This is a genomic window from Pseudoalteromonas sp. K222D, assembly GCF_017653575.1.
GTDB lineage: Bacteria > Pseudomonadota > Gammaproteobacteria > Enterobacterales > Alteromonadaceae > Pseudoalteromonas > Pseudoalteromonas nigrifaciens.
Map to the genome: position 1 here is coordinate 65,995 of NZ_JAGGDL010000013.1, position 22,041 is coordinate 88,035.

Consider the following 22,041-nt stretch of genomic DNA (forward strand, 5'->3'; position numbering starts at 1 on the left):
ATACACTATGAGCATATATACACATACAACAGTAGGCACAAACGATTTAAACAAGGCTCGCGCCTTTTACGACAACGTATTAAGTATTATTGGTCTTAAGCGTATTGCAGATTTAGATGACAATGGTTCAATTTGGGGCGTAGACGCACCGTCTTTCTTTGTACTAAAACCTGCCAACGGCCAGCCTGCAACTGTGGGTAACGGCACTATGGTTAGCTTTGAAGCACCTGATCGTGCATCAATAGATGCTTTCCATGCAGCGGCTTTAGCAGCAGGTTGCCCTGATGAAGGCGCACCGGGTACTCGCGGTTGGGCTCCTAATGCCTACGCTGCTTATACTCGTGATTTAGACGGTAACAAACTTGCAGTATACTGTTTTAAAGCAGCATAACTAGGGTCTTATATTTGATAACAGCGGACTGTCGGCCATTTTGGCTGTCAGTCCGCTTTTTCATTTTGGGGGGCGAGCAGGCTTTAGGTAGTAATTAGCTTTGAAAACTAAAGTATTTGTTTAACCTACCTAGCACCTAATTTTTAACTAAAAGCCCTATTTGATCACAGCTATTTAAGCGGCGATTAAATAGGACTCTTGTCCTGCATGTTTGTTGCTGCGCTTGAAAGAGCCTTTACCTTTTTTAGCTTTAACCACTTGTGGTTTAAACACCTTAGAAGTAACCAGTGCAGCCAACGCATTGTGCCTAATAACACCGCGGCCAGTATCTACGGCGCTGTTAGTGGCCGTTTTTGCTTTCGATTTTTTAGTCATCATTTTTCCTATAAACTAACTAATTATAAAATAGATTGTATGTTATTTAACCTGAACTCTGGTTAAGAGATTTACTAACGTACTAAATCATAGTTATATTTAAATTTATTTTCTCTAGCCAGAGATTTTCAGTGAAAACAAGGCGAATTTACGCGTCAATAGCTGGCCTATTGCAAGTAAATTCAACGCAGTTAGCGCTGAAAGTAGCTGCTTGAGATATATTTATTATCCAAAGTTCAGGTTACTTAGATATGGCGATTGTATGCTTAATTTACAAGCTTGCAAGTGATTTAAAGCGCCATTTAAAAAATATGTCACTCCCCCTTTTCCCCCTATTTCACAGCCCTCATTTGTATAAAATTAAGGCAAAAAAAAGCGCAGTAAATAACTGCGCTTGTTACTGTTTAGCTGCTATTAAATATTAAAAGCTAAAGCTTAATTTTGCATAGTAGCTACGGCCATCAAAACCATAAGGTACGGCACGTAATGGGTATTTAAATCCGCCATTAGAGATAAAGTTAAGTACTTCATCATCACCTAATTCATCTGGCGTTTCGTCAAATACGTTATCAGCACCAACCGATACAGCAAACGTATCGTTAATTTGGTAAGTCACGTTTAAATCAACCAATACTGCTGACTCAACCGTGCTGGTAGGCTTAAACGAACCCGTAGGTGATAAAAACCCAGGTAACGAAATATGGTCGTTAGCAAAGTATTTAACATCGGTTTCGCCAAAGTAGTTAAAGCGTATCATTGAACTATAAGCATCGCGCTCATAATCAAAGGTTAACGTACCACGCTCACCTGGTTGGCCGTCTGTTAAAAAGCTGCTTTGTATATCATCAAGCGCGACATTTTTTGGAATACCAGGTGCTGCATTTACATTATCAATTTTAGTTTCGTTTAGATTGCCCGCAAAAGTAATACCTAAGTTACCACCGTCCAGTTCAGTACGGTAAGATGCAATAATATCAACACCTTGTGTAGTTGAATCTAAAGAGTTTGAGAAGTAGTTTGCTTGCACTGCACCGGTTGCTTGTAATGCAGCAACTGCCTCTGCACTAAATGCCACATCGTCTGCTGACAATAAACTACCTAGCGTTATACGGTCTTTAATTTCTACGTGGTAAAAATCAACCGTTAACGAAAGCTCGCTGGTTACATCATAAACAAAGCCTGCGCTTAAGTTTTTAGATGTTTCTAGCTCTAAACTATTAACTCCTAAAGCAGAAGGAAATGCCGAACCTGTGGTTGCTGTAAACGATTGGCTTAACGTGCCATCTGAGCCTAAGTTAGTGGTAAATGCTGTATAGCCACTTTGTTGTAACGACGGTGCTCTAAAGCCTGTTGATGCTGCAGCGCGCACAGCAAAGTCATCATTAAATTCATAACGCGTTGCTAATTTACCAATTAAATCATCGCCTGCATCCGAGAAATCTTCGTAGCGAAGTGCGCCACTTACGTTCCATGCATCGGTGATCATGGTTTCTGCATCTACATAAAATGCATAGCTGTCGCGGCTTTGTGAATTTGACGCTTCAGGGCGCAAACCGTTATAAGCTTGAAAACCACACTCTGCAAATTGATTAGGATCGTTAACTGACGGATACGAGGTATCCATATTAGCTAAACCACACGCATAAGAAGCTTCTTCCCCTGGGACTATTTCGTAATTTTCTTTACGGTACTCTGCGCCAAACGACAAATAAAGAGGCTCACTACGACCAATATCTATAATGCCATTAATGTCGGCATTAACTGTAGTTTGATCAAAACGGAAACCACCTGAATACCCACCACTTGGGCCCGCATTAGCCGCTATATCAGCGTCACTCGCATTTGGGTTATTAGCAACATACTCTGCCGCATACGAGGCATTAATGCTGTTACGTGAAGTAAAGTCGTATTGGTTTTCACCATACACCGCCGATACATCGTATCCCCAGTCGGTATTAATTTCGCCTTTAAGTCCAAGTGCAAGTGAAATATCTTGTGCTTCGTTAAAAATCTGCGGTAAAAAACCATCTGCGTATACTTGAGTTACGTTTTTGCCAGCTTCATTAAAGTTTCGGTAAAAACCATTACCTAAAGCGGTACGTTCAGAATAGCCACCAAATGAGTAAAGTTCATTATCGCCACCAACTGGCAGTGCCATATTATAAAATAGTGAGGTAAATTCGCTCTCTGCATTACCTTGGCTCCAGCGTACATCTTTAGAAAGCGTACCAGGTGCTACATCGAGTGAGCCGCCAATATCGCGCTCTGCACGGTTAGTGCCTTGTGCATCACGGTGCTCAAGTGATAGGTTAATGAACCCACCTTCGCTGCCTAAATCAAAACCGCGGTTTAAGCCAACCGATACTGTTTCGCCATCGCCTTCGCCGGTTTCGCTATATTGTACATAACCTGTAGTAACGCCAGTTGAATTGTTAAGCGATAAGTTAATAACCCCTGCAATAGCATCAGAGCCATACTGTGCTGCTGCACCATCGCGTAATACTTCAACACCTTTTAAAGCAACTAACGGAATCGCATTCATATCGGTGCCTGCTGAACCACCACCAACCGTACTGGTTAAACCAAAAATGGCTTGATTATGACGGCGCTTACCATTTATTAATACTAGTGTTTGATCTGGCTGTAAACCACGTAAAGTGGCAGGTCTAAATAAATCAGAGCCGTCAGATACTTGCGTACGCGAAAAGTTAAATGAAGGTGCGGTTGCTTGTAAGCTTTGCCCAAGTTCGGTAAAGCCACCTTTATTTAGATCGTCCGCGTCAATTAAATCAATAGGAGATGAGGATTCAGTAGAAGTACGATTTGATACGCGTGATCCTAATACTGATATTTGCTCAATATTTTTTACAGCTTTAACCGGTGCTTCTTGTGCGTTAACAATGCTTGGTGCACTAAAAGCAAAAGCAACGGCAACAGCGAGTGTGTTTAAACGATATGTTGACATAGTGACGACCCTGTTTTGTGTGTTTTTATAATTTATGAAAGGCTGTTACATACAAACCTTGCTGCCAACATCCTAGCAACATATATAAATAAAAAGATACTAAAACGCATAAATAATTAGTCTATGTATGCAAATAACTTCTAAAATAGAAAATTAACACCTTTAATAGGTTAAAATACCAGCAATTCGGCATTTTATTTTAAATATTAAAAAGTTAACGTATTATTTACACTGGCCTTCAACTCACTGACTGCTCATTTTACAGCCAAACCATGGTTACTTAGCTTTACAGTCTGTAACCTGGTGTTTACAGTGCACTAAAATGGCAGGTTTTTTAGTTTTTATATAAAAAGTAATAACCTCAAAGTATCTAATCGTGCTGATTTTTTAAAATTATAATTAAAACAACTAAATGATTGATCTAAACAGTGCTTTTTTTCGTTACACTATGCCTTAATAGTTATTTCTGAATATTTTGCTTGAAGGAGCATAACGTGTCGCGATTTTCTGCCGTTACCGATAATCCCCATGATGGGCGTTTCAATCAAAAAACAGGCATATTACTCACCAACTTAGGCAGCCCTGATGCGCCAACAGCAAGTGCTTTGCGTACTTATTTACGTGAGTTTTTATCAGATCCACGTATTGTAGAAATACCACGTTTTGTATGGATGATTATTCTCCATGGTATTATTTTACGTATTCGCCCAAAACGCTCTGCCAAGCTTTATGAAAGTATATGGACCGAAAACGGCTCACCACTTACCCATATTACTCGCCAGCAAAGCCTAAAATTAAATGCGCTATTAAAAGAGCATGGCTATACCAATACCGAAGTGGTTATGGCTATGCGTTACGGCAATCCTTCAATTGAAGCTGGGTTGGAACAACTTCGCGATAAAGGCCTTACGCGCATAATTGTATTACCGTTATACCCACAATACTCAAGCCCAACTACGGGCTCAACCTTTGACGCGGTATCAAACGTGCTGCGTAAATGGCGCTGGGTTCCTGAGCTGCATTTTATAAACGGCTATCACAAAAATACGCGTTACATAGAGTCGTTAGCTAACAGTATTAGCGAAGATTTAGCAGCCAATGGTATGCCACAAAAACTCGTTTTTTCGTACCATGGTATGCCTAAACTATTTTTAGAACGAGGCGATCCGTATCACTGTTTATGCCTACAAACCACACGTTTAGTAATCGAAAAGCTTGGCCTTGATAAAGACCAAGTAATAAGTACCTTTCAAAGCCGCTTTGGTAAAGCAGAATGGTTAAAGCCTTATACCGACGCTACCCTTGAAAGCTTTCCTGCACAAGGCATTAAAGATATTGCCATAATTAGCCCCGCGTTTAGTGCTGACTGCTTAGAAACCCTCGAGGAGTTAGAGGGCGAAAACCGTGAAATTTTTGAACATGCCGGCGGTGAAAAATACCGTTACATTGCTGCACTAAACGAGCGAGACGATCACATAGACGCTATGTTTGATATATTAAAACCAATGCTTTAAAGGCAGTAAAAGAGCAGATTTAGGTATCAGGCTTTAGGTATTAACTGACTAAGATTGGTTTGCTGTAGCTGTAGCTTAATCGCACCTTTAGTAAAAAACCTTTTGTCTGCTTAGTGCCTTGTGCACGGGTAAAAGTGAAAATTCACCACAAAGGAGTAGCACCCAGTGGTGAGTTTTTTAATTTTTATACGCCTAAAACCTAGCGCCTAATCGCTTCCCTACAACCTACTTTTAACCCTTACGGATAATAAATAGCGTTAATACGCCGGCTATAATTCCCCAGCAGGCAGAGCCTACCGACCACAGGGTTAAATCTGACGCAGTGACTAAAAATGTAATTATGGCGGCTTCGCTATATTGTGAGCTATGCAGTGCTTGCTGCAGGCTTGAAGCAATAGTGCCAAATAATGCAATACCCGCTAAGGCTAAAATTAATGCTTGCGGTAAGCTGGCCACTACGGCTACTAATGTTGCTGCGCACAGCGCCATAATAATATAAAAAACGCCACCGGCTATGCTCGCCCAATAACGTTTATCGGGATTTTTATCTGCATCTTCACTCATACAAATGGCGGCTGTTATGGCAGCTAAATTAATTGAATAGGTGCCCAATGGCGCTGTTACTAAATTAATAAAACCCGTTACATTAAGTGACGCCGAAATTGGCGCTTTATAATTATGGGCTTTTAGTACTGCAATACCGGGTAAGTTTTGTGAGGTCATGGTTACTATATATAAAGGAATACTAATACTAATAAATGCCTGAAAGTTAAAACTTGGGGCTATATAAGCAAAACTACTAGCTTGCCATTGCAAGTTGCTGGTATCAATATGGCCCATATTCCACGCCAGTAATACGCCGGTTATTAGTACACTTAACATAGTAAAACGTGCAAAGTAACGTTTACCTATGCAGTAAACTAATACCATTAAGCCAATCATTAACGGTAATTCGTTCATAAAGTTAAATACGTCAATGCCAAAAGTAACTAATACGCCCGCAAGCATGGCACAGGCAAGCTCACTGGGAATACGGTTCATAACTTTTTCAAACCAGCCCGTCATTCCCGATAAAAATACCAATAGTGCACAGAGCATAAATGCCCCTACGGCCTCATTTAGGTTATAGCCATCGGCGGTAGAAATTAGCAGTGCAGCCCCTGTAGTCGACCACGCTATTAATATTGGCACTTTATAATAATACGATAAAATAATAGAGGTGCTGCCCATTACCAAGCCCAGCATTAAAATCCAGCTGGCTACTAGCTCAGGCGTACCGCCAAGCACAATAACTACCTGGTAAATCAGTGCTACTGAGCTGGTAAAACCAATAATAACGGCCACCAACCCTGCCATTACACGGCTAACTAACTGATCAATCCCTGCCATAAGTTTCTCTATTTATTATTGTTATATTTTTAACATACGTGGCAGTTAAATACTTTGCAATTAGCAAGAGGTCTAATTTGAGTGAAAAATAGTCATGTCAGTTTACAGGCATAAAAAAGCGGCTAATTAGCCGCTTAGGTATTATGTAGTTTACAGCCTAAGCTGTTATTTTTTAGACTACAGATTAATGCACTATCATTTTTCGCTGCACAGCGGGCATTAAGCTTTTACCGTCGCCGTCGGTTTTACTAAGTAACTTTAGCCCCATTATTTTTGCCAATACCGGATAAATATCTAAGTTATTAACTTGCTCAATACTCATACCCTTTTTAAACGCAGGGCCAACAGCTAAAAAGGTTGCTGCCATATCATCGGTATAAGCATAACCGTGGGTGCCTATAGGGCCTGCTTTTTCTGAACTAGCAAATATTGCTGGTGCCGTTGTTTGCACTACAATATCGCCTACACGGGTGCCTTTATTATAATGATAGCCCGCTAACTGCTCAGCCGTTAATACCGTATAACGTCCTTTAGCTGCTTGTTGTAAACGCGCTTTATAGCCCTCAATATCGGCATTAACTGCCTCAGGTTTTGTATAAATAAGTAACCGCGGGCCGGTATTTTTTACTAAAAAGTTGTCATCTTTAGGTAAACTACTAACTAATATACTTTTAGCTGGATCAAGCTGCGCCATACCATGATCCGACACTATCACTAAGTTTACTTCTTGATCTAATTTGCTTAAACGCGCTTGTAATTGCCCCATTAACTCATCGAGTTGTTTAACTGCATCGCGCGTTTGCATCGCATCGGGCCCATATTTATGCCCCATGCTATCTACCAATGAAAAATAACCTGCAACAAAACGTGGGCGCTGCGCTTTAGGTAAACTTAACCACTGCACTATTTGATCAACCCGGTCTTGATAGTCACTATGCTGCGAGTAATGGAAATAGTAGTCAGGGGTCATGCCGTTAAAACGCGCATCCGACTCAGGCCAAAAATAAACTGCCGATTTAAGTCCCTGCATTTTAGCCAAGTTCCACAACGGCGTACCGCTAACCCAAGTACTATCGGTAAAGCCTTTGCCCATGCTATAGCATTCGTTATTACGGGCTTTATCACAAAATCTATTGTCAACAATGCCATGATTAACAGGGAGTAAGCCGGTAATAATTGAAAGATGGTTAGGAAACGTTTTGGTAGGATAAACCGGAATCAACTTTTGCGCTCTTACACCGCGATCACCCATTGCTTTTAAATTAGGCGCACCATGTTTTTCTATATAATCCCAGCGCATACCATCAATTGATATAAGTACTACCGTTTGCTCTTTTGCGGCAAACGCATTACTCATCCCTAATAAAAGGCAAACCGATATTGCCTTTACAATCCACTGTTTCATTTTAATACCCTGTTTAACATAACGTTTATTTATAAAATATGTGTGTAAATGAGCGCGTTTGGCTCATCTCTACCAAAGCGCTAAAAATTAAAAGCTACGCTTTTCGCGCCAGCAAGCTATGCGCCTACAAAGTAACAGCGCGAGGTAAACTCCCGCCTACTTACAATCACCGCACTTGGCTAACCTTTACCTGACATCTAAAAACCTGCTTTGTAATTCGATCTTAAAGCAATATATTAATTTAAGATACAAACTGATAGATTAAACCAAATTAATGAAAAACATATGACGATGCGCTAAAACTATGCCTGTCATCAGCTTAAAAAAGGACAAGATGATGATCGATTTTAGTAAAAAAATAACCCCCGCACGTATGTATCGCACTACCGCTAACTTACAAATGGCACTAGAGAGCGATCGGGGCCGAATTATAAACAGCGCCGCTATTCGTCGCCTACAACAAAAAACCCAAGTGTTTCCACTAGAGCGCAACGCCGCGGTACGTTCTCGCCTTACTCACTCGTTAGAAGTACAACAAGTAGGGCGCTTTATAGTACAACGTATTTTTGCATCACTAAGTTATCAGCAGCTGCAAGACTACGGACTCACCGAGCTAGAGCGGCCGTTAGAAAGCCTAGTTGAAATGGCCTGCCTAATGCACGATATAGGCAATCCGCCGTTTGGTCACTTTGGTGAAGCCGCCATAAACCATTGGTTTAATAATAATTTAGCAAGTGTAACCCCCGAGCGCTGTAAACAGCCTAACTCTGGTATTGGGGTTGTTTTTAAAAGCCTAGCACACGACATTTGCAGCTTTGAAGGCAATGCCCAAGGCATACGTATTATTCACTCATTACAATTACTTAATTTAACCTACAGCCAAAGTGCCGGTATTTTAAAATATACCCGCCCTGCAGGGCTCGACAAAAAAGAGATACCACAAAACAAAAACTATTTAATGAAAAAGGTCGGTTACTACTACAGCGAAAAAAAATTTGTAGAGGCACTGCAAACTGCGCTTGAAATTCAGCCGTATTGCCGCCACCCCGCAAGTTATATTATGGAAGCTGCCGATGATATTTCCTATTGCCTAGCCGATATAGAAGACGCCGTAGAAAAAGACATAATAAGCACCGAACTATTATGCCAAAAGCTTAAAAGTCATTATACAAAAGTACTTATAAACCTCACTATCGACGACAGCCAACATCAAGACTTTGTAAATAAAGCCGTAGACTACGCACTTGAGCGTGCCAACGCACAACCTTATAATTTTAATAGTGAATTTTTTATATACTTACGCGTAGCGCTGCTGCATCCGTTAGTTAATCATGCGGCTAAACGCTTTATTAAACACATAGAACCCATTTATCATGGCGATTTTAACCAAGCACTACTTGAGGATCGCAGCTATTTACACGCACTCACCATAACCCTTAAACAAGTGGCGCTTGAATATGTATTTTCAAACAAAGAAGTAGAAAAACTCGAACTACAAGGCTACCGCATTATTAACGGCCTGCTCGATTGTTACAAACCACTGCTATTATTAAGCAGTGACGATTTTAAACGAGCGCTCAATGGCGATTCACGCTTATTAATAGAATCGCGACTGGTTAAAAAGCTTTCTAAAAAGCACTTAAACAGCTATCAGCACGCCATAGATGCAATGCAAGAAGAGCCTGATCACTTTACCGCCTATGAGTTTTATTACCGCTGTCGGTTAATTCAAGATTATATAAGCGGCATGACCGATCAATTTGCCTACGACGAATATCGCAGCCTAATGGTAATTGAGTAGCCCACAGTAGATATATTTTAAATTAGCGCTTAAAATCAAACTATTGATGCTTAAGCGCTACTGAACTTTATGATAAAAATACTCACACGCCTGACCCTTTGTGTTGCCCTATTTTATAGCTTTAATAGCGCAGCCTATAACCAAGCTATGTGCATACTTATAAAACAAGAAATGCAGCAGCACAGTAATAACAAAACGGGCCGCAGCTACCGCAATGCCGCGCGCGACTATAATAAAAATTGCAATAAGCCGGTAGTAACACCAACTCAGCCAAAACCTAAGCCACATGCTATTGTTAATGATCCAGAGCCGCAGAAGGCACTGCCCGAGCCTATTACTGAGTCGGTTAAAGCGCCTATTGTTGAGCCTTTAAAAACACACTCTGAGGCAGACAATACCGCGAGTATTAATACCGAGTTACAAGCAACCCCTAGTCAAACAAGCCAAGTAACAACTGATGAGCCTATTGCCAATATTAAAAGCTCGGATGTAAAAAGCACTGATATAAAAAATCCTGTGGCTGAAAGTACACAGGCAAACGCTACAGAAATAAGCGCAGAGCCCATCGCAGCTGCGCAAAAACCGGCAAATATAAAACCTACGCCAGTATCAAAACCAAACACCGGAAGCGCCGCCTCACTACTGCTACCTAGCTTATTATTATTGCTAATAGTACTTATTGGGGTAATGGTTTTAGTACGTATGCGCCGCTCTAAACAAAGTAATTCTGAGGTGGCAACAGTACTGCCAACGAGCCCAGCTGTTACCACACCCGCTCCTAAATCAGTAGTTAAACCAGCAGTTAAATCGGCAGCTAAGCCAAGCCCTAGCACCGTAAATACGCAAAATACGACAACAGCACAAATTGCGGCAGAATCTGTTTCTATGCAGCAAATTGATGCCGCGCTGGCAAAACCACAAGCAAGTACTAGCGAGCCAGAAACCGTAGCTAAAACAACAAATACAACATTTAGTAATGAAAAACCCAAAGCTAAAACAAAAGCAGAGCCCAATACCGCAGAGTTTGAAGCCGCGGCTAAAAACACCTTAGAGCGAATAAAAAATGCCAGCGACTTTGCCGAGCCAGAAGTACGCATGTTCGATCCCGATGCACCACTGCCTACTAAAAAGCAGCGCCAACAACAGGTTACTCAACAAGCGCCAGCAGCAATTAATGATCAAACGCCAGCTCAAAATGCAATTGAGCCCGCCAATATCAGCCCAGAGCCAATTATTGCGCAGCAACCAACAACGAATATACACCCCCCTGTAAACAGCACCACAGAGCAAGCAACTTCATTTAATACCGAGCACGAATTTAAAGAGCCCGAAGTACGTACTTTCGATCCCGATGCACCGCTACCAGGTAGTAAAGCAAAGCCTGTAATAAAAGCAGATACAAACCAACAGCCAGAACCAGTAGCTGAGCCTAAAGAGCAAAATGTGCAAATAGACAACAGCAACCCATTTGCTAACCTATCGCTGGATGATAGCTGGGATCCTAATTCATCGGTAAAACCTAAAATAGCAGAGAAAAAACGTGAACCTAAATCTCAAGCCCTGATCGAAGCCGAGCAGCGTGCTAAAAATATGCAAACTAAAGAATAGAGTTAAAGGTTTTATACATTGGTAAGTTAAGTGCCAATATAAATTTCAAAAAGTGTATTGGCTCATTTGGGGTTTACTTTTATTGTTGTGGTTTATTAATTTCGGCCAGGGGTTGAGGCTTAATTGTAAAAAGTGCGATATAAAATCGCACCTACAAGTAAATCCAAGTACCAAGCTTGATAGGGCGTATTGACCTTGATACGACCCTAGTGCGGTTTACTTTATCGGGGTCGTATCATCTATCTAAAAGCTAAAGCCCGACACCTAAAAGCTGCTCTTTTGCTAAACCTTACCCTCTAACTTTTGCTGCTCTGCGTGTGATGAGCTTACAAGCTGTTTAAAGTAATCGCTTTGTGCTGCGCTCAGTGGCATTTTTTTCCATTGTGCAGTGAGCTCAGTGGCGCGCTGCCCTACCCAATCACTGTGATCCTGATTATTAGCGACAAGCTGCGTCAACATAAGCCCCGACGGAGTTAGCTCTGGCTGTTGTAATAATGGCTTGTAGTGTTGTATCGCCTCACTGTAGCCGCTACCAGCTTGATCAAGTAACTCTGCTATAGCATCTAGCTCTGCAAATAGCTGTTCGCTCCAAGCACTGCGACTAAGCTCACCATTAGCAGTTTCTAGCAGTAAATCAGGGCATCGCCCCTGCTCGGTCACACGGGTATGATTGCGTGCCAAGCGCTGTTGTTCTTGCTCGCCAATTTCTGGGCTATCTTGTAATAAGCAAAACAGTAAAAATGTATCTAAAAAGCGAATTTGAGTGTCATCAATACCTAGCGCCAACATGGGGTTAATATCGAGATTACGTACTTCTATGTATTCAACCCCGCGATCGTTCATAGCCTGCAGTGGTGTTTCACCCGCGTGAGTAACACGTTTAGGGCGAATATCGCTGTAGTATTCGTTTTCAATTTGTAAAATATTATCGTTTAGCTGACGTTTTTCACCATTTACCTCAACCCCTATACGCGTATAAGGTGCATGTGGCGTGTGAAGCGCTTGTGTTAAATCGCGGCTATATTCAGCTAAGTTATTGGTACTTACATTTAAACTCGATTGGGCATCGTTTTGATAGCCAAAACCACTCATTCGCAACGAAGTTGCATAAGGCATATAAAGCGTATCGCTGCCCAAACTGGCTAACTGATGCGCGCGGCCATCAACAAACGAGCGGCTTAACGCAGGAGATGCACCAAATAAATAAAGCAATAACCAACCATAGCGACGAAAGTTACGGATCAGCGCAAAATACTGAGCAGAACGAAAATCAGCAAGCGAGTCTTGGTTACCCTGTAGAGTTTGATACCCCTGCCAAAAGCTATCCGGTAATGAAAAATTAAAATGAATACCCGCAATACTTTGCATAATACGCCCGTAGCGCATATCTAGCCCACGACGATAAGTGTGCTTCATTTGTCCTTGCACCGAGCTACCATATTGAGCAATAGGCACACTATCATTACCTTGAAGCGCACACGGCATACTTGCTGGCCATATATTTTGCGCGGTTAGTTCAGTGGCAGTATAACGGTGCAATTGTTGTAAAAAGTCGAGTGTGTCATCAATACTTTCAACTGCTGGGGTAATAAACTCCAATAACGACTCTGAGTAATCTGTAGTGATATGAGGATGAGTTAGCGCCGAGCCTAAATTATAAGGATGAGGGTTTTGTGCCAACAAACCATCTGTAGTTACTCGTAAAGCTTCCTTTTCGATACCCCTTTTAATATGCGCCAATGGTTGGATCAAATCAGCATTGGCTAACTGTGTTAGGCGTGGAGTTAGGGATAACGTCATAAAAACCTCTGTAATAATTCAGTTAATCAGGAAGTTTCCCTGATCCTTTTTACTTGTGCTGCTTTCGCGCCTTAACCTAGGCATACGATTACTGTGCTAGTAAAAATAAGTAGAGCATTATATTTCTTATGCATTAATAAATAATCCCCTCATTGTGTAAATGACTTTTACTAAGTGGTAATAGTGCCAAAGGCGAAGTGCAAATTTAAAAAGCAATCTAAAAGGTTAAAAACTAAAGCGGCTAAGTTGAACCAAAACTCTCACTGTAAATATTAAACCTAAAGCGCGAGCTAAAATGACATCTAAAAATGGCCCTTTAACACCGAGCTTGGCAAGTTTTTAGCAGATTACTAATACCTGCTATTTATAACGCTGGCCCTCCCTATTTAATGAGAATAATGCTACAATATCAAAAGCTAAAACATTTTTGTGTAAACAAACCCATGTTTATTATCGCTTATTATTTTACCTATTAAAAAATGAAAACCAGTTCATACTTAGCAGCAGAGTAACTACTATCCCATGCTCTAGTGCATAATTTACAATAACGACCTAACCCAGCCCTTAGCTATAAATGAGAATAATATATGTTTTTGATTGATCAAATAATATTGTTAGCCGCGGTATTAATTTTACTGGGTATTGTATCCAGTAAATTATCAGCTCGTCTCGGTTTGCCCGTACTGGTAATGTTTTTAATGGTCGGTATGCTCGCTGGTGAAGATGGCCCCGGAGGCATATTTTTTGACAATGCAGCAGCGGCGCACTCTTTAGGTACGCTCGCATTAGCAATGATATTATTTGATGGCGGTTTACAAACGCCCTTAAAAGCGATAAAAAAAGTCTGGAAACCCGCCTCCGTATTGGCCACCCTTGGGGTACTTATTACCAGCGCAGTAACTGGGGTTGCTGCCGCATACATGCTTGATATTCCTTTGCTACAAGGCTTATTGTTTGGCGCTATTGTAGGCTCAACCGATGCCGCGGCCGTATTTGCGCTACTGCGTAATGCCGGTATTCATTTAAACACCAAACTAAAAGCCACCCTCGAAATAGAAAGTGCCTCAAACGACCCCATGGCAATATTTTTAACCGTAGGCTTACTAGAAGTTCTGGTAAACGACATGAAGCTAGGCACAGGCCTATTACTCATGTTTGTATCACAAATGGGCTTAGGCGCATTAGTCGGCTTAGCCGTGGGTTGGATCTCTGTTAAATTAATTAATAAAATTCAATTAGTTGCTACCGGTTTGTATCCGGTATTGGTTGCTGCTTGTGGTTTACTCTCATTTGGTATTACCGCAAACATTGGTGGTAGCGGGTTTTTAGCGGTATTTATTACTGGTGTGGTTATTGGCAACAGCCGCTTTGTGTTTCAGCGCAGTACGTTTTTATTCCACGACGGGTTAGCTTGGTTAGGTCAAATTACCATGTTCGTGGTGTTGGGCTTATTAATAAACCCAACCTCATTATTAGATGTGTGGTTTGAGGGACTGATCATTGCATTAGTGCTTATATTTATTGCTCGCCCTTTGGCGGTTATTCCGGTGTTAGCGCTATTTGGTTTTAAAGCGCGTGAAATCACCTTAGTGTCTTGGGTTGGCCTGCGCGGCTCAGTCCCTATTATTTTAGCAATATTTCCTCTTATGTTTGGCCTGCCTGGCGCCGAACTCATATTTAACGTGGTATTTTTTGTGGTGTTAATTTCAGCCACACTACAAGGCTCAACGCTTGCTTTAATGGCCCGCAAACTAAAGCTTACTTTACCACCGCCAGTGACTCCCGCAGCCACGTTAGAGATCACTGCTTTAGGCGATGTTGATGCCGATATTGTTGAATACACCATAGGCAAAATGTCACGCGCTGTTGGCCGTCGTTTATCGCAACTAGCACTACCCGATAGCACAGTAATGGCAATGATCAGCCGTAATAATAATATTATTGCCCCGCGCGGCTCTACACTATTACAGGCAGATGATCAGCTATTTATGGTACTAAAACCGCATACCCGCGAGTTTGTTGACTGTGTTTTTTCAAGCACGATTGATCAAGATATTACCGAGCTTTCGGCTAAAGAGCTAAGAGTTAAAGGCAATACCAGCGTAGCCAGCATAGCCTATTCTTACGATATTCATATTGCTGCTGAACCAAACGATACGCTAGAGCAAGTACTAAAAACCTCGCTAAACAGCTTACCTAAGGTAGATGACTTTATTGAACTTGATGACGTAAAACTCACTATTTGTGAAATGGTTGGCGACCGTATTATTACCGTTGGTATTATAATTACCCTAGATGAAAGCCTAGAAGAATAAAGAGCTTACCATGGCTTTTAAGTAGTAAATTACATTTAATACAGCTGTTAGCTTTAAAAGCGCAACGTTAAGGTTGTAGTAACAGTGAGGTAAGTCGTTGCAACCCTTTACCTTTATTAGTTATTTTCCAGGCTATATATAGGTCCTGGCAAGGCCGTTGCTCGGTTAGCTTTACCTCCACTAACTGACCCGACACTATATACTGCTCAATTAAACGTTTGGGTAAATAACCAATACCTATACCTGCAATAATAGCCGCAATTTTTTGCGCAACAGAGCTAACAAAAAAGCGCTGGGTGCCCTCTATTATATTTGCCGACCATGGAATCTCTTGCTCTGCAGAGTCGTGTACTATCACACTGCGGTACTGAGCAAGGCTACTCATATCAAGAGGTTGCTGCTGCGTTGCTAACGGATGCGTGCTATTTACTACAAGTACGCTTTGATACTCGTCTATTTTAACCGCGCGAATGCCTTTTTGATTCGGCACTGGCGACGGCGCGCCAATAACTAAATCAACTTTGTCTTCAATCAGCACTTCCCAGCTACCGTTCATTACCTGTTCTTGTACATCTATTTCAATATTTTTATGCTCTACTAAAAACTGCTCTATACTGGTAAATATCGGTTTTATATCAATAATAGAATCCAAAGCAATACGAATTTTTGGCTCCCAGCCGTTCGCAATTGTTTGTGTTTGCTCCGACAATGAATTAATCGCCGTAAGCAACTTGCGCCCCTCGGTCAGTAAATGTTTGCCCGCAGGAGTCAACACAGCACGACGCCCCTGACGCTGAAACAAAGTAACGTTTAATTGCTCTTCTAGTTTTTGTACTATGTAGGATAGCGCCGAAGGTACTTTATTTAATTGCTCTGCGGCTGCCGCATAACTGCCACGATGCTCAATAGCGTCAAGCACTAGTAACGCTTCAATACTAATAGGAGGTGTACTCATGGTTTTTCATCCAAACAACAACTGTTCAAATTATTTGAACATATAAGGCAAATAATAGGCGTTATTTAATTACATAACAACAACTACAATGGCTACATACTCAATTAAACATACTTACTTAACATCAATAAGGGCAAAAATTATGACTATTAAAAATATTGCTAACGTTATCACTAAAACTGAACAATCACTGGCTGCAGTACCACTGCGCGTTATTGCAGGTATTATTTTTGCCGCTCACGGTGCACAAAAATTATTTGCATGGTTTGGTGGTTATGGCTTAGAAGGCACAGGACAATGGATGGAATCAATTGGCCTAGCACCAGGGTTTTTAATGGCCTTAATGGCAGGTAGTGCAGAATTTTTTGGTGGCTTATTTTTAATTGTTGGTCTACTAACAAGACCTGCTAGCTTTGTACTGGCTATTACTATGGTTGTGGCTATATTTACCACTCACATTGATAACGGCTTATTTATGAGCAACAACGGTTACGAATTTGGCCTAGCGCTATTAGCAATCACACTGGCTTTAGTTATCCAAGGTGGCGGTAAATTCTCACTTGATAACGTAATTAACCGTAACTTAAACAAAGCGTAATATTAGTTATTTAAAACACACACCGCATAGCTATGCGGTGTGTGTTTATGCATTTACAGCACATTAAGGAGTTAATAATGGGATTAATCGTAGACGGAAAATGGGTTGACCAATGGTACGACACAAAAAAATCGGGTGGTAAGTTTGAGCGCCAAGCAAGCCGCTTTACCCAACAAATTTCAAACGCCGCCGATAGCCAATTTAAACCCGAAGCGGGACGTTACCATTTATATGTGTCGCTAGCTTGCCCATGGGCACACCGCACCATGATAATGCGTAAATTAAAGCAACTCGAAAACGTAATTACACTTAGCGTAGTAAAGCCCGAAATGCTCGAAAATGGCTGGGAATTTGGTGAGCACGGCGATCCGCTTTATAACCTAAATTACGCCTACCAATTGTATTTAAAAGCCGATGCCAATTACGAAGGCCGCGCCACTATTCCTATTTTATGGGATAAAAAAACCCATACTATAGTTAATAACGAATCATCGAACATCATGCGCATTTTAAATACCGCGTTTAACGAGCTAACCGGCAATACCGACGACTACTATCCGCAAGCACTGCGAGCAGAAATCGACAGCGTAAACGAGCGCATTTACAACACAGTAAATAACGGCGTATATAAAGCAGGCTTTGCCACCACGCAAAGTGCTTATAACAGCGCTTACCATGCATTATTCGAAAGCCTAGACTGGTTAGAGCAACGCCTAGCTACACAGCGCTACTTAGTTGGTGAGCAAATTACCGAGGCCGACTGGCGCTTATTTACTACTTTAGTACGTTTTGACGCTGTGTATCATGGCCACTTTAAGTGTAATCAGCAAAAAATTAGCGAATACCCTAACCTATATAACTATGTCACTGAGCTGTACCAAGTACCGGGTATTAAAGACACCATTGACTTGGAATACACCAAAATACACTACTACGCTAGCCACAAAACCATCAACCCCACCGGCGTAGTACCGCTAGGGCCTAAAACACAATTTGAGCAACCGCACAATCGCGACCGCCAATATTAATAAATTTGCTAGCTGTGGGCGCTATCAACCCTAGCGCTACTCATTCACCCTCATTGCCTGCTCTTTGTGCACAAGTATTTAAGCCCATTTATTCACAAAGAGGAGGTGAAGCGCTGTGCTTTTAGAGAAATAACAACGCCAAAAACGATGTGTTTTCTGTCTACTCATTTACTCCTCATTTTATTCTCTTTGTGCAAATTGTTGTAGGCGAGGCTTTATGCCGCGCATTTTATATTAAAAGCCTATTCACAAAAAGGGTATGAAGCGCTGCACTTTAGAGAAAAAACAATCCACGGTCAGTTTCCAGTTAGTCCTCTGCTCGTAGCTTTTATTTACTAACAAATATAATGATGTAACACTAAACCCATATTGCGCAGAACGAGCTAATAAATGAAACTAGGACGAAATGATCCCTGCCCATGTGGCAGTGGCAAAAAGCACAAACATTGTTGTATGAACACTGCATCTACTAAACAGCATGCACAAATATTTGATGACATAACGCAAACTTTAGCCATGAATCCAGAGTTAAGTTTAGATGAGCTAAACCTTGTCGCAGAACAAACAATAGCTGCGCGAAACAACCAAGCCGATAGTGATTTTTGCGGGCTTTGCCCAACGCAAATATCTAATTGGCTCTATGCCCCGTTCAATGAATTAACAAAAGTTACTTTTAATACTCCAGCAGATTTATCAAGTAGCCCAGTGATGAGCTATTTAGCATTAATTTTTACTGAAGCCATGCAACAAGGCGGCTCAATTAAAGCAACGGCTAAAGGCAATTTACCTGCTAAATTAGTCAAACAAGCCTCTGAGCTACTACCTAACTTTGCTGTTTCTAAATACCCTACCCATATCAGTATTAGTGAATTTGCAGGCAGTAACGAAGATAAGTTTAACGCCCTACACTACACGCGTACTTTGGCTGATGTTGCCGGTATTATTTACTATAAAAGTGGCCATTTTCATATTAAAAAATCGGCGCAAAAGCTGTATCAAACCCAGGGGATTAATGCTTTTTACCTCCCTATGCTCGAAGCCGCCATCATGCAATACAATTGGCGTTACTTCGACAGCTTTACCGATAGCGTGGATCTGCGCGCATTTTGGCTATTTATGCTGTGGCGACTACAAAAACATACCTCGGTCGAGCAACTAATTGACGAAGTCATTACCGCATTCCCAGCGTTACTTAGTCACGCTCCAGCGTCTCAATACTCAAGTCCGAGTGAGCTATTAGGCAGGCTGATTGAATCTCGATTCATCAATCGCTTTTTAGAATTTTGGGGATTTGTTAGCATCGATCCAAAGCGTAGGGAAAATGCCAATATACAGCCATTGCTAACGCAAACCTTTCAGTTTGCAATTTAGTACCACACATACAATTATTATTCGCCTCACACAATGAGGCGAATAGTATAACTAATTGCCTCATTGCGCTAAGCCCGAAACCTTTAAATTGTAGGCGGGGGCTTACCTCGCGCCTAGGCTTTTAATTGCAAATTTGAGATATATGTCGCATTGGCGACGGCAACTAAGCGGCTATTACACAAGTAGTAAACTTTCACTCTTCTTGAATTCAAGTATTAACTAAAATCAACTCAAATAAACGCATCCATATTTGGTAATTGTATTATCTGAGCATTCAGCTCATTTGCTGCTTTATTTATTACTTTTATACATAAATCAATGTGTGCTAACTCTGTAGCAGATAGCTTATTTTTAACAGCAGCAACTTTAGCCGCATCAATAGCCTTTAATACAGACTCAACTGTTTGGCTCATAAGTAGTTGCATGCGGGGTAGCGAAATAGCAAATTCATCAGCAAAATCAGCTAACATATAAGCGGTGATTTCATTAGTAAAGTTGCCTGCGCTTTGTGAATTATACTCACCAACCGACATCGCATAATGCCTTGAAATACTAGTTAGCGGGCTACCCTTATCACGGCCAATATCTGCTTGCTCAATAATAGCCTCTATATTTACCAAGTCGTAAAACGGCGTAAGTTCCAAACCATTTTTACCAACAAAAAAACTGATATTCTTACCGTGAGCATCGTAATTACGCACTAAAATATTAAATGTCATCCAACGAATAAGCTCCGCCTGATACGCCTGCACATTCGTTGTTTTAATATTAAACAGTGTAGGAAAAGAAACACCATCTCGAATATAAATACCATCACCCTCATCGCCATGTTGACGCTCATATTTATACGAAGGAGGTAGATTAGTGGCTTGGCAACCATCAATAACATGACGACGTAATACATAGTTTTGATCCTGTGCAACACGCCTATCAAAGCGATCGATTACAAATACCCGAGTATCGCCATACGTACGCAACTCTACATGGGGAACATTAAGTCCCGACTCCTTTGCCAACAACATAGTAAAGAGTTCATTTACGGCAATGAAAGGAGCTGTGCCTGTTTCAAATTTAAAAATTTTATTGGAACATAACTCCCCTTCACCAAAACCCAATTTACCATCGATTTCGAGTAAATTGAGCTTATCTTGAACGCCAGCAACAGATAGCCGAGTTCGTCCATCCCAAAGGGTGATTGATTCACCAGCCTGTTTAAAGCGTTTAAGCTTTTGACTTAACTCATCTTTAGTTACTTCACGAAAAGATGTTTGTTTTGCAGTATTGTCACTTACTCTAAACGACAAAGCGCCTGACGTTTCCTCGCCAATAACTTTAATTAAACCAAACGTATTGTTTTTAGAAATAGTCGTACTACTAATAATTTCTTCAAGGCCCTTACCCTCCGGCAATAAATTTTGTAAGTAATTACGCACAGCACGAGAATTAAAGTCACCGTTGAGCGGTAAATGTGGTGAAATAGCAAAACCCTTATTAATCCACTCAGGCTCATAGCTAAATAAAATTTCATTTTCAGAGCCTATATCAAGAGTTATCGCACCTATCTTCTGCGTATGACCAATAAACACGTCTAACCTATTTTGTTTAATACCACTGCTCATCGTTCACCTCTTTATTATTGTGGTGCGACGCGTCATCACTAACAAGGCTAAACGACAATCCCAAGTACTCCATCACTTTAAGCACATTAAAAAACTGCACATTAACATCACCTTTTTCTATTTTTATCAGCGTAGGCTTCGAAATGTTTAGTGCTTGCGATACATCAACTAGCGTAAGCTTCATGCCTGTTCGCTTTGAAGTAATCGCTTCAGCGAGTAACACTGACGAAAATGACTTTGATAGATCAGGCATTTCAGTGTGTTTAACCACTCTTCCAAGTGTTTTTTTTTCAGGGGGGTTACTCATTAAAGGTCAACTACAGTTTACTTATATGCTTTATATTAGAATACAGCTATTAAAAGTCAAATTAAATTTACTTTTAGTTGTAATTAATCAGGCAGGAAACCATAGGTAACCTAAAGTTTACTTATGACTCATTTGAATTAGTTTTAGACCCTTAAGTAAAGTATAGATTACCGTAGGCGTTGAGCTTGCTGACGCGAAAAGCGCAGCTTTTAAACTGCTTTACTTCCATGCAGTGAACGTTGAACTACCTGGTAACAAATAGCACGTTGCTGCTCTTGATTTAAAGATACTTGTCGCATGGAAAGAATCGTTTTCACTACCTGCTTGTGCGAAACAATTGGAAATATTGGACGCTGCTTTAGCTCTACAAACCAACCAGGGAAGCACAAAACAGGTAAAACTAGCGTATTAAAACCGGTTGATTCATAAAGCCATTTATTCACCCAATTTGCTTGATTTTGGGCTTGCTCTAACGGCTTACTTTCAAACCAAGAGGGAAATGCTAAATGGTTATTCTCAAATTGTAACTATTCAGCCTCATCTGAAATGAATATATCAGGCAGCTGATTTTTGAATAATAACTCAAGGGCTAGGCTTGCA

The 22,041-nt window shown here is 41.0% G+C and carries 17 protein-coding genes; 8 read left to right on the forward strand and 9 right to left on the reverse strand.

Going from position 1 to position 22,041, the window contains the following annotated elements; all coding sequences use genetic code 11:
* Window positions 1-7: 7 nt before the first annotated feature.
* The gene (locus J5X91_RS08700) at window positions 8-391 is read left to right on the forward strand and encodes a VOC family protein (RefSeq protein WP_011329755.1); all 384 of its coding nucleotides are present in this window, start codon (window positions 8-10) and stop codon (window positions 389-391) included.
* A gap of 174 nt (window positions 392-565) precedes the next feature.
* Here J5X91_RS08700 and J5X91_RS08705 read toward each other — a convergent pair whose 3' ends face one another.
* Both J5X91_RS08705 and J5X91_RS08710 read right to left on the reverse strand, forming a co-directional pair.
* On the reverse strand, window positions 566-766 hold the full coding sequence (locus tag J5X91_RS08705; RefSeq protein ID WP_011329754.1) for a ribosome alternative rescue factor ArfA: 201 nt from the start codon (window positions 764-766) through the stop codon (window positions 566-568).
* A gap of 421 nt (window positions 767-1,187) precedes the next feature.
* The gene (locus tag J5X91_RS08710; RefSeq protein WP_208834426.1) at window positions 1,188-3,731 is read right to left on the reverse strand and encodes a TonB-dependent receptor; all 2,544 of its coding nucleotides are present in this window, start codon (window positions 3,729-3,731) and stop codon (window positions 1,188-1,190) included.
* 494 nt (window positions 3,732-4,225) lie between these two features.
* Between J5X91_RS08710 and hemH the strand changes: the two genes are divergently transcribed.
* On the forward strand, window positions 4,226-5,245 hold the full coding sequence (gene hemH, locus J5X91_RS08715; protein ID WP_011329752.1) for a ferrochelatase: 1,020 nt from the start codon (window positions 4,226-4,228) through the stop codon (window positions 5,243-5,245).
* A 231-nt stretch (window positions 5,246-5,476) separates the two neighbouring features.
* Here hemH and J5X91_RS08720 read toward each other — a convergent pair whose 3' ends face one another.
* Window positions 5,477-6,634 carry a benzoate/H(+) symporter BenE family transporter gene (locus J5X91_RS08720; protein WP_208834427.1) on the reverse strand — a complete coding sequence of 386 codons (1,158 nt, stop codon included), beginning with the start codon at window positions 6,632-6,634 and terminating at the stop codon, window positions 5,477-5,479.
* A 184-nt stretch (window positions 6,635-6,818) separates the two neighbouring features.
* Window positions 6,819-8,039, reverse strand: a complete 1,221-nt coding sequence (locus J5X91_RS08725) for an ectonucleotide pyrophosphatase/phosphodiesterase (RefSeq protein WP_208834428.1) — start codon at window positions 8,037-8,039, stop codon at window positions 6,819-6,821.
* 334 nt (window positions 8,040-8,373) lie between these two features.
* On the opposite strand from J5X91_RS08725, the gene dgt reads away from it, so the two are divergent.
* The gene (gene dgt / locus J5X91_RS08730; RefSeq protein WP_179807744.1) at window positions 8,374-9,840 is read left to right on the forward strand and encodes a dGTPase; all 1,467 of its coding nucleotides are present in this window, start codon (window positions 8,374-8,376) and stop codon (window positions 9,838-9,840) included.
* Window positions 9,841-9,909: 69 nt separating this feature from the next.
* Complete coding sequence (locus J5X91_RS08735; RefSeq protein WP_208834429.1) at window positions 9,910-11,448, forward strand: cell surface protein; 1,539 nt, start codon at window positions 9,910-9,912, stop codon at window positions 11,446-11,448.
* A gap of 282 nt (window positions 11,449-11,730) precedes the next feature.
* On the opposite strand, the gene gshA is transcribed toward J5X91_RS08735, so the two are convergent.
* Window positions 11,731-13,248 (reverse strand): glutamate--cysteine ligase, encoded by a 1,518-nt coding sequence (gene gshA, locus J5X91_RS08740; protein WP_208834430.1) that lies wholly within the window; start codon window positions 13,246-13,248, stop codon window positions 11,731-11,733.
* Window positions 13,249-13,835: 587 nt separating this feature from the next.
* Here gshA and J5X91_RS08745 point away from each other — a divergent pair.
* On the forward strand, window positions 13,836-15,563 hold the full coding sequence (locus J5X91_RS08745) for a potassium/proton antiporter (protein WP_011329746.1): 1,728 nt from the start codon (window positions 13,836-13,838) through the stop codon (window positions 15,561-15,563).
* Window positions 15,564-15,630: 67 nt separating this feature from the next.
* Here the strand turns inward: J5X91_RS08745 and J5X91_RS08750 are convergent, their stop codons facing one another.
* Window positions 15,631-16,518: a LysR substrate-binding domain-containing protein gene (locus tag J5X91_RS08750; RefSeq protein WP_208834431.1), complete on the reverse strand. Its 888-nt coding sequence runs from the start codon at window positions 16,516-16,518 to the stop codon at window positions 15,631-15,633.
* Between the two features lie 142 nt (window positions 16,519-16,660).
* Here J5X91_RS08750 and J5X91_RS08755 point away from each other — a divergent pair, with 142 nt between their 5' ends.
* The 3 genes from J5X91_RS08755 to J5X91_RS08765 all read left to right on the forward strand — a co-directional run bounded on the left by J5X91_RS08755 (window position 16,661) and on the right by J5X91_RS08765 (window position 19,515).
* On the forward strand, window positions 16,661-17,116 hold the full coding sequence (locus J5X91_RS08755; protein ID WP_058374694.1) for a DoxX family protein: 456 nt from the start codon (window positions 16,661-16,663) through the stop codon (window positions 17,114-17,116).
* A 77-nt stretch (window positions 17,117-17,193) separates the two neighbouring features.
* Entirely contained in the window at window positions 17,194-18,144 is a 951-nt protein-coding gene (locus J5X91_RS08760; protein WP_208834432.1) for a glutathione S-transferase family protein, read from the forward strand.
* Window positions 18,145-18,534: 390 nt separating this feature from the next.
* Window positions 18,535-19,515 (forward strand): SEC-C domain-containing protein, encoded by a 981-nt coding sequence (locus J5X91_RS08765; protein WP_208834433.1) that lies wholly within the window; start codon window positions 18,535-18,537, stop codon window positions 19,513-19,515.
* A 230-nt stretch (window positions 19,516-19,745) separates the two neighbouring features.
* Here the strand turns inward: J5X91_RS08765 and J5X91_RS08770 are convergent, their stop codons facing one another.
* From J5X91_RS08770 to J5X91_RS08780, 3 genes are all read right to left on the reverse strand, one after another.
* A complete protein-coding gene (locus J5X91_RS08770) occupies window positions 19,746-21,134 on the reverse strand; it encodes a HipA domain-containing protein (RefSeq protein WP_208834434.1) in 1,389 nt (462 codons plus the stop codon).
* Window positions 21,118-21,441, reverse strand: coding sequence for a helix-turn-helix transcriptional regulator (locus J5X91_RS08775; protein ID WP_231617972.1), 324 nt, complete (start codon window positions 21,439-21,441; stop codon window positions 21,118-21,120). The genes J5X91_RS08770 and J5X91_RS08775 overlap by 17 nt, the downstream gene beginning before the upstream one ends.
* Window positions 21,442-21,650: 209 nt before the next feature.
* Window positions 21,651-21,884 carry a hypothetical protein gene (locus tag J5X91_RS08780; protein ID WP_244363800.1) on the reverse strand — a complete coding sequence of 78 codons (234 nt, stop codon included), beginning with the start codon at window positions 21,882-21,884 and terminating at the stop codon, window positions 21,651-21,653.
* Between the last annotated feature and the right edge of the window lie 157 nt (window positions 21,885-22,041).

Bases quoted from the DNA above. Each gene is read 5' to 3' on its own strand.
- J5X91_RS08700 (WP_011329755.1), top strand. From the start codon at position 8: ATGAGCATATATACACATACAACAGTAGGCACAAACGATTTAAACAAG.
- J5X91_RS08705 (WP_011329754.1), bottom strand. From the start codon at position 766: ATGACTAAAAAATCGAAAGCAAAAACGGCCACTAACAGCGCCGTAGAT.
- J5X91_RS08710 (WP_208834426.1), bottom strand. From the start codon at position 3,731: ATGTCAACATATCGTTTAAACACACTCGCTGTTGCCGTTGCTTTTGCT.
- J5X91_RS08720 (WP_208834427.1), bottom strand. From the start codon at position 6,634: ATGGCAGGGATTGATCAGTTAGTTAGCCGTGTAATGGCAGGGTTGGTG.
- J5X91_RS08725 (WP_208834428.1), bottom strand. From the start codon at position 8,039: ATGAAACAGTGGATTGTAAAGGCAATATCGGTTTGCCTTTTATTAGGG.
- dgt (WP_179807744.1), top strand. From the start codon at position 8,374: ATGATGATCGATTTTAGTAAAAAAATAACCCCCGCACGTATGTATCGC.
- J5X91_RS08735 (WP_208834429.1), top strand. From the start codon at position 9,910: ATGATAAAAATACTCACACGCCTGACCCTTTGTGTTGCCCTATTTTAT.
- gshA (WP_208834430.1), bottom strand. From the start codon at position 13,248: ATGACGTTATCCCTAACTCCACGCCTAACACAGTTAGCCAATGCTGAT.
- J5X91_RS08745 (WP_011329746.1), top strand. From the start codon at position 13,836: ATGTTTTTGATTGATCAAATAATATTGTTAGCCGCGGTATTAATTTTA.
- J5X91_RS08750 (WP_208834431.1), bottom strand. From the start codon at position 16,518: ATGAGTACACCTCCTATTAGTATTGAAGCGTTACTAGTGCTTGACGCT.
- J5X91_RS08755 (WP_058374694.1), top strand. From the start codon at position 16,661: ATGACTATTAAAAATATTGCTAACGTTATCACTAAAACTGAACAATCA.
- J5X91_RS08760 (WP_208834432.1), top strand. From the start codon at position 17,194: ATGGGATTAATCGTAGACGGAAAATGGGTTGACCAATGGTACGACACA.
- J5X91_RS08765 (WP_208834433.1), top strand. From the start codon at position 18,535: ATGAAACTAGGACGAAATGATCCCTGCCCATGTGGCAGTGGCAAAAAG.
- J5X91_RS08770 (WP_208834434.1), bottom strand. From the start codon at position 21,134: ATGAGCAGTGGTATTAAACAAAATAGGTTAGACGTGTTTATTGGTCAT.
- J5X91_RS08775 (WP_231617972.1), bottom strand. From the start codon at position 21,441: ATGAGTAACCCCCCTGAAAAAAAAACACTTGGAAGAGTGGTTAAACAC.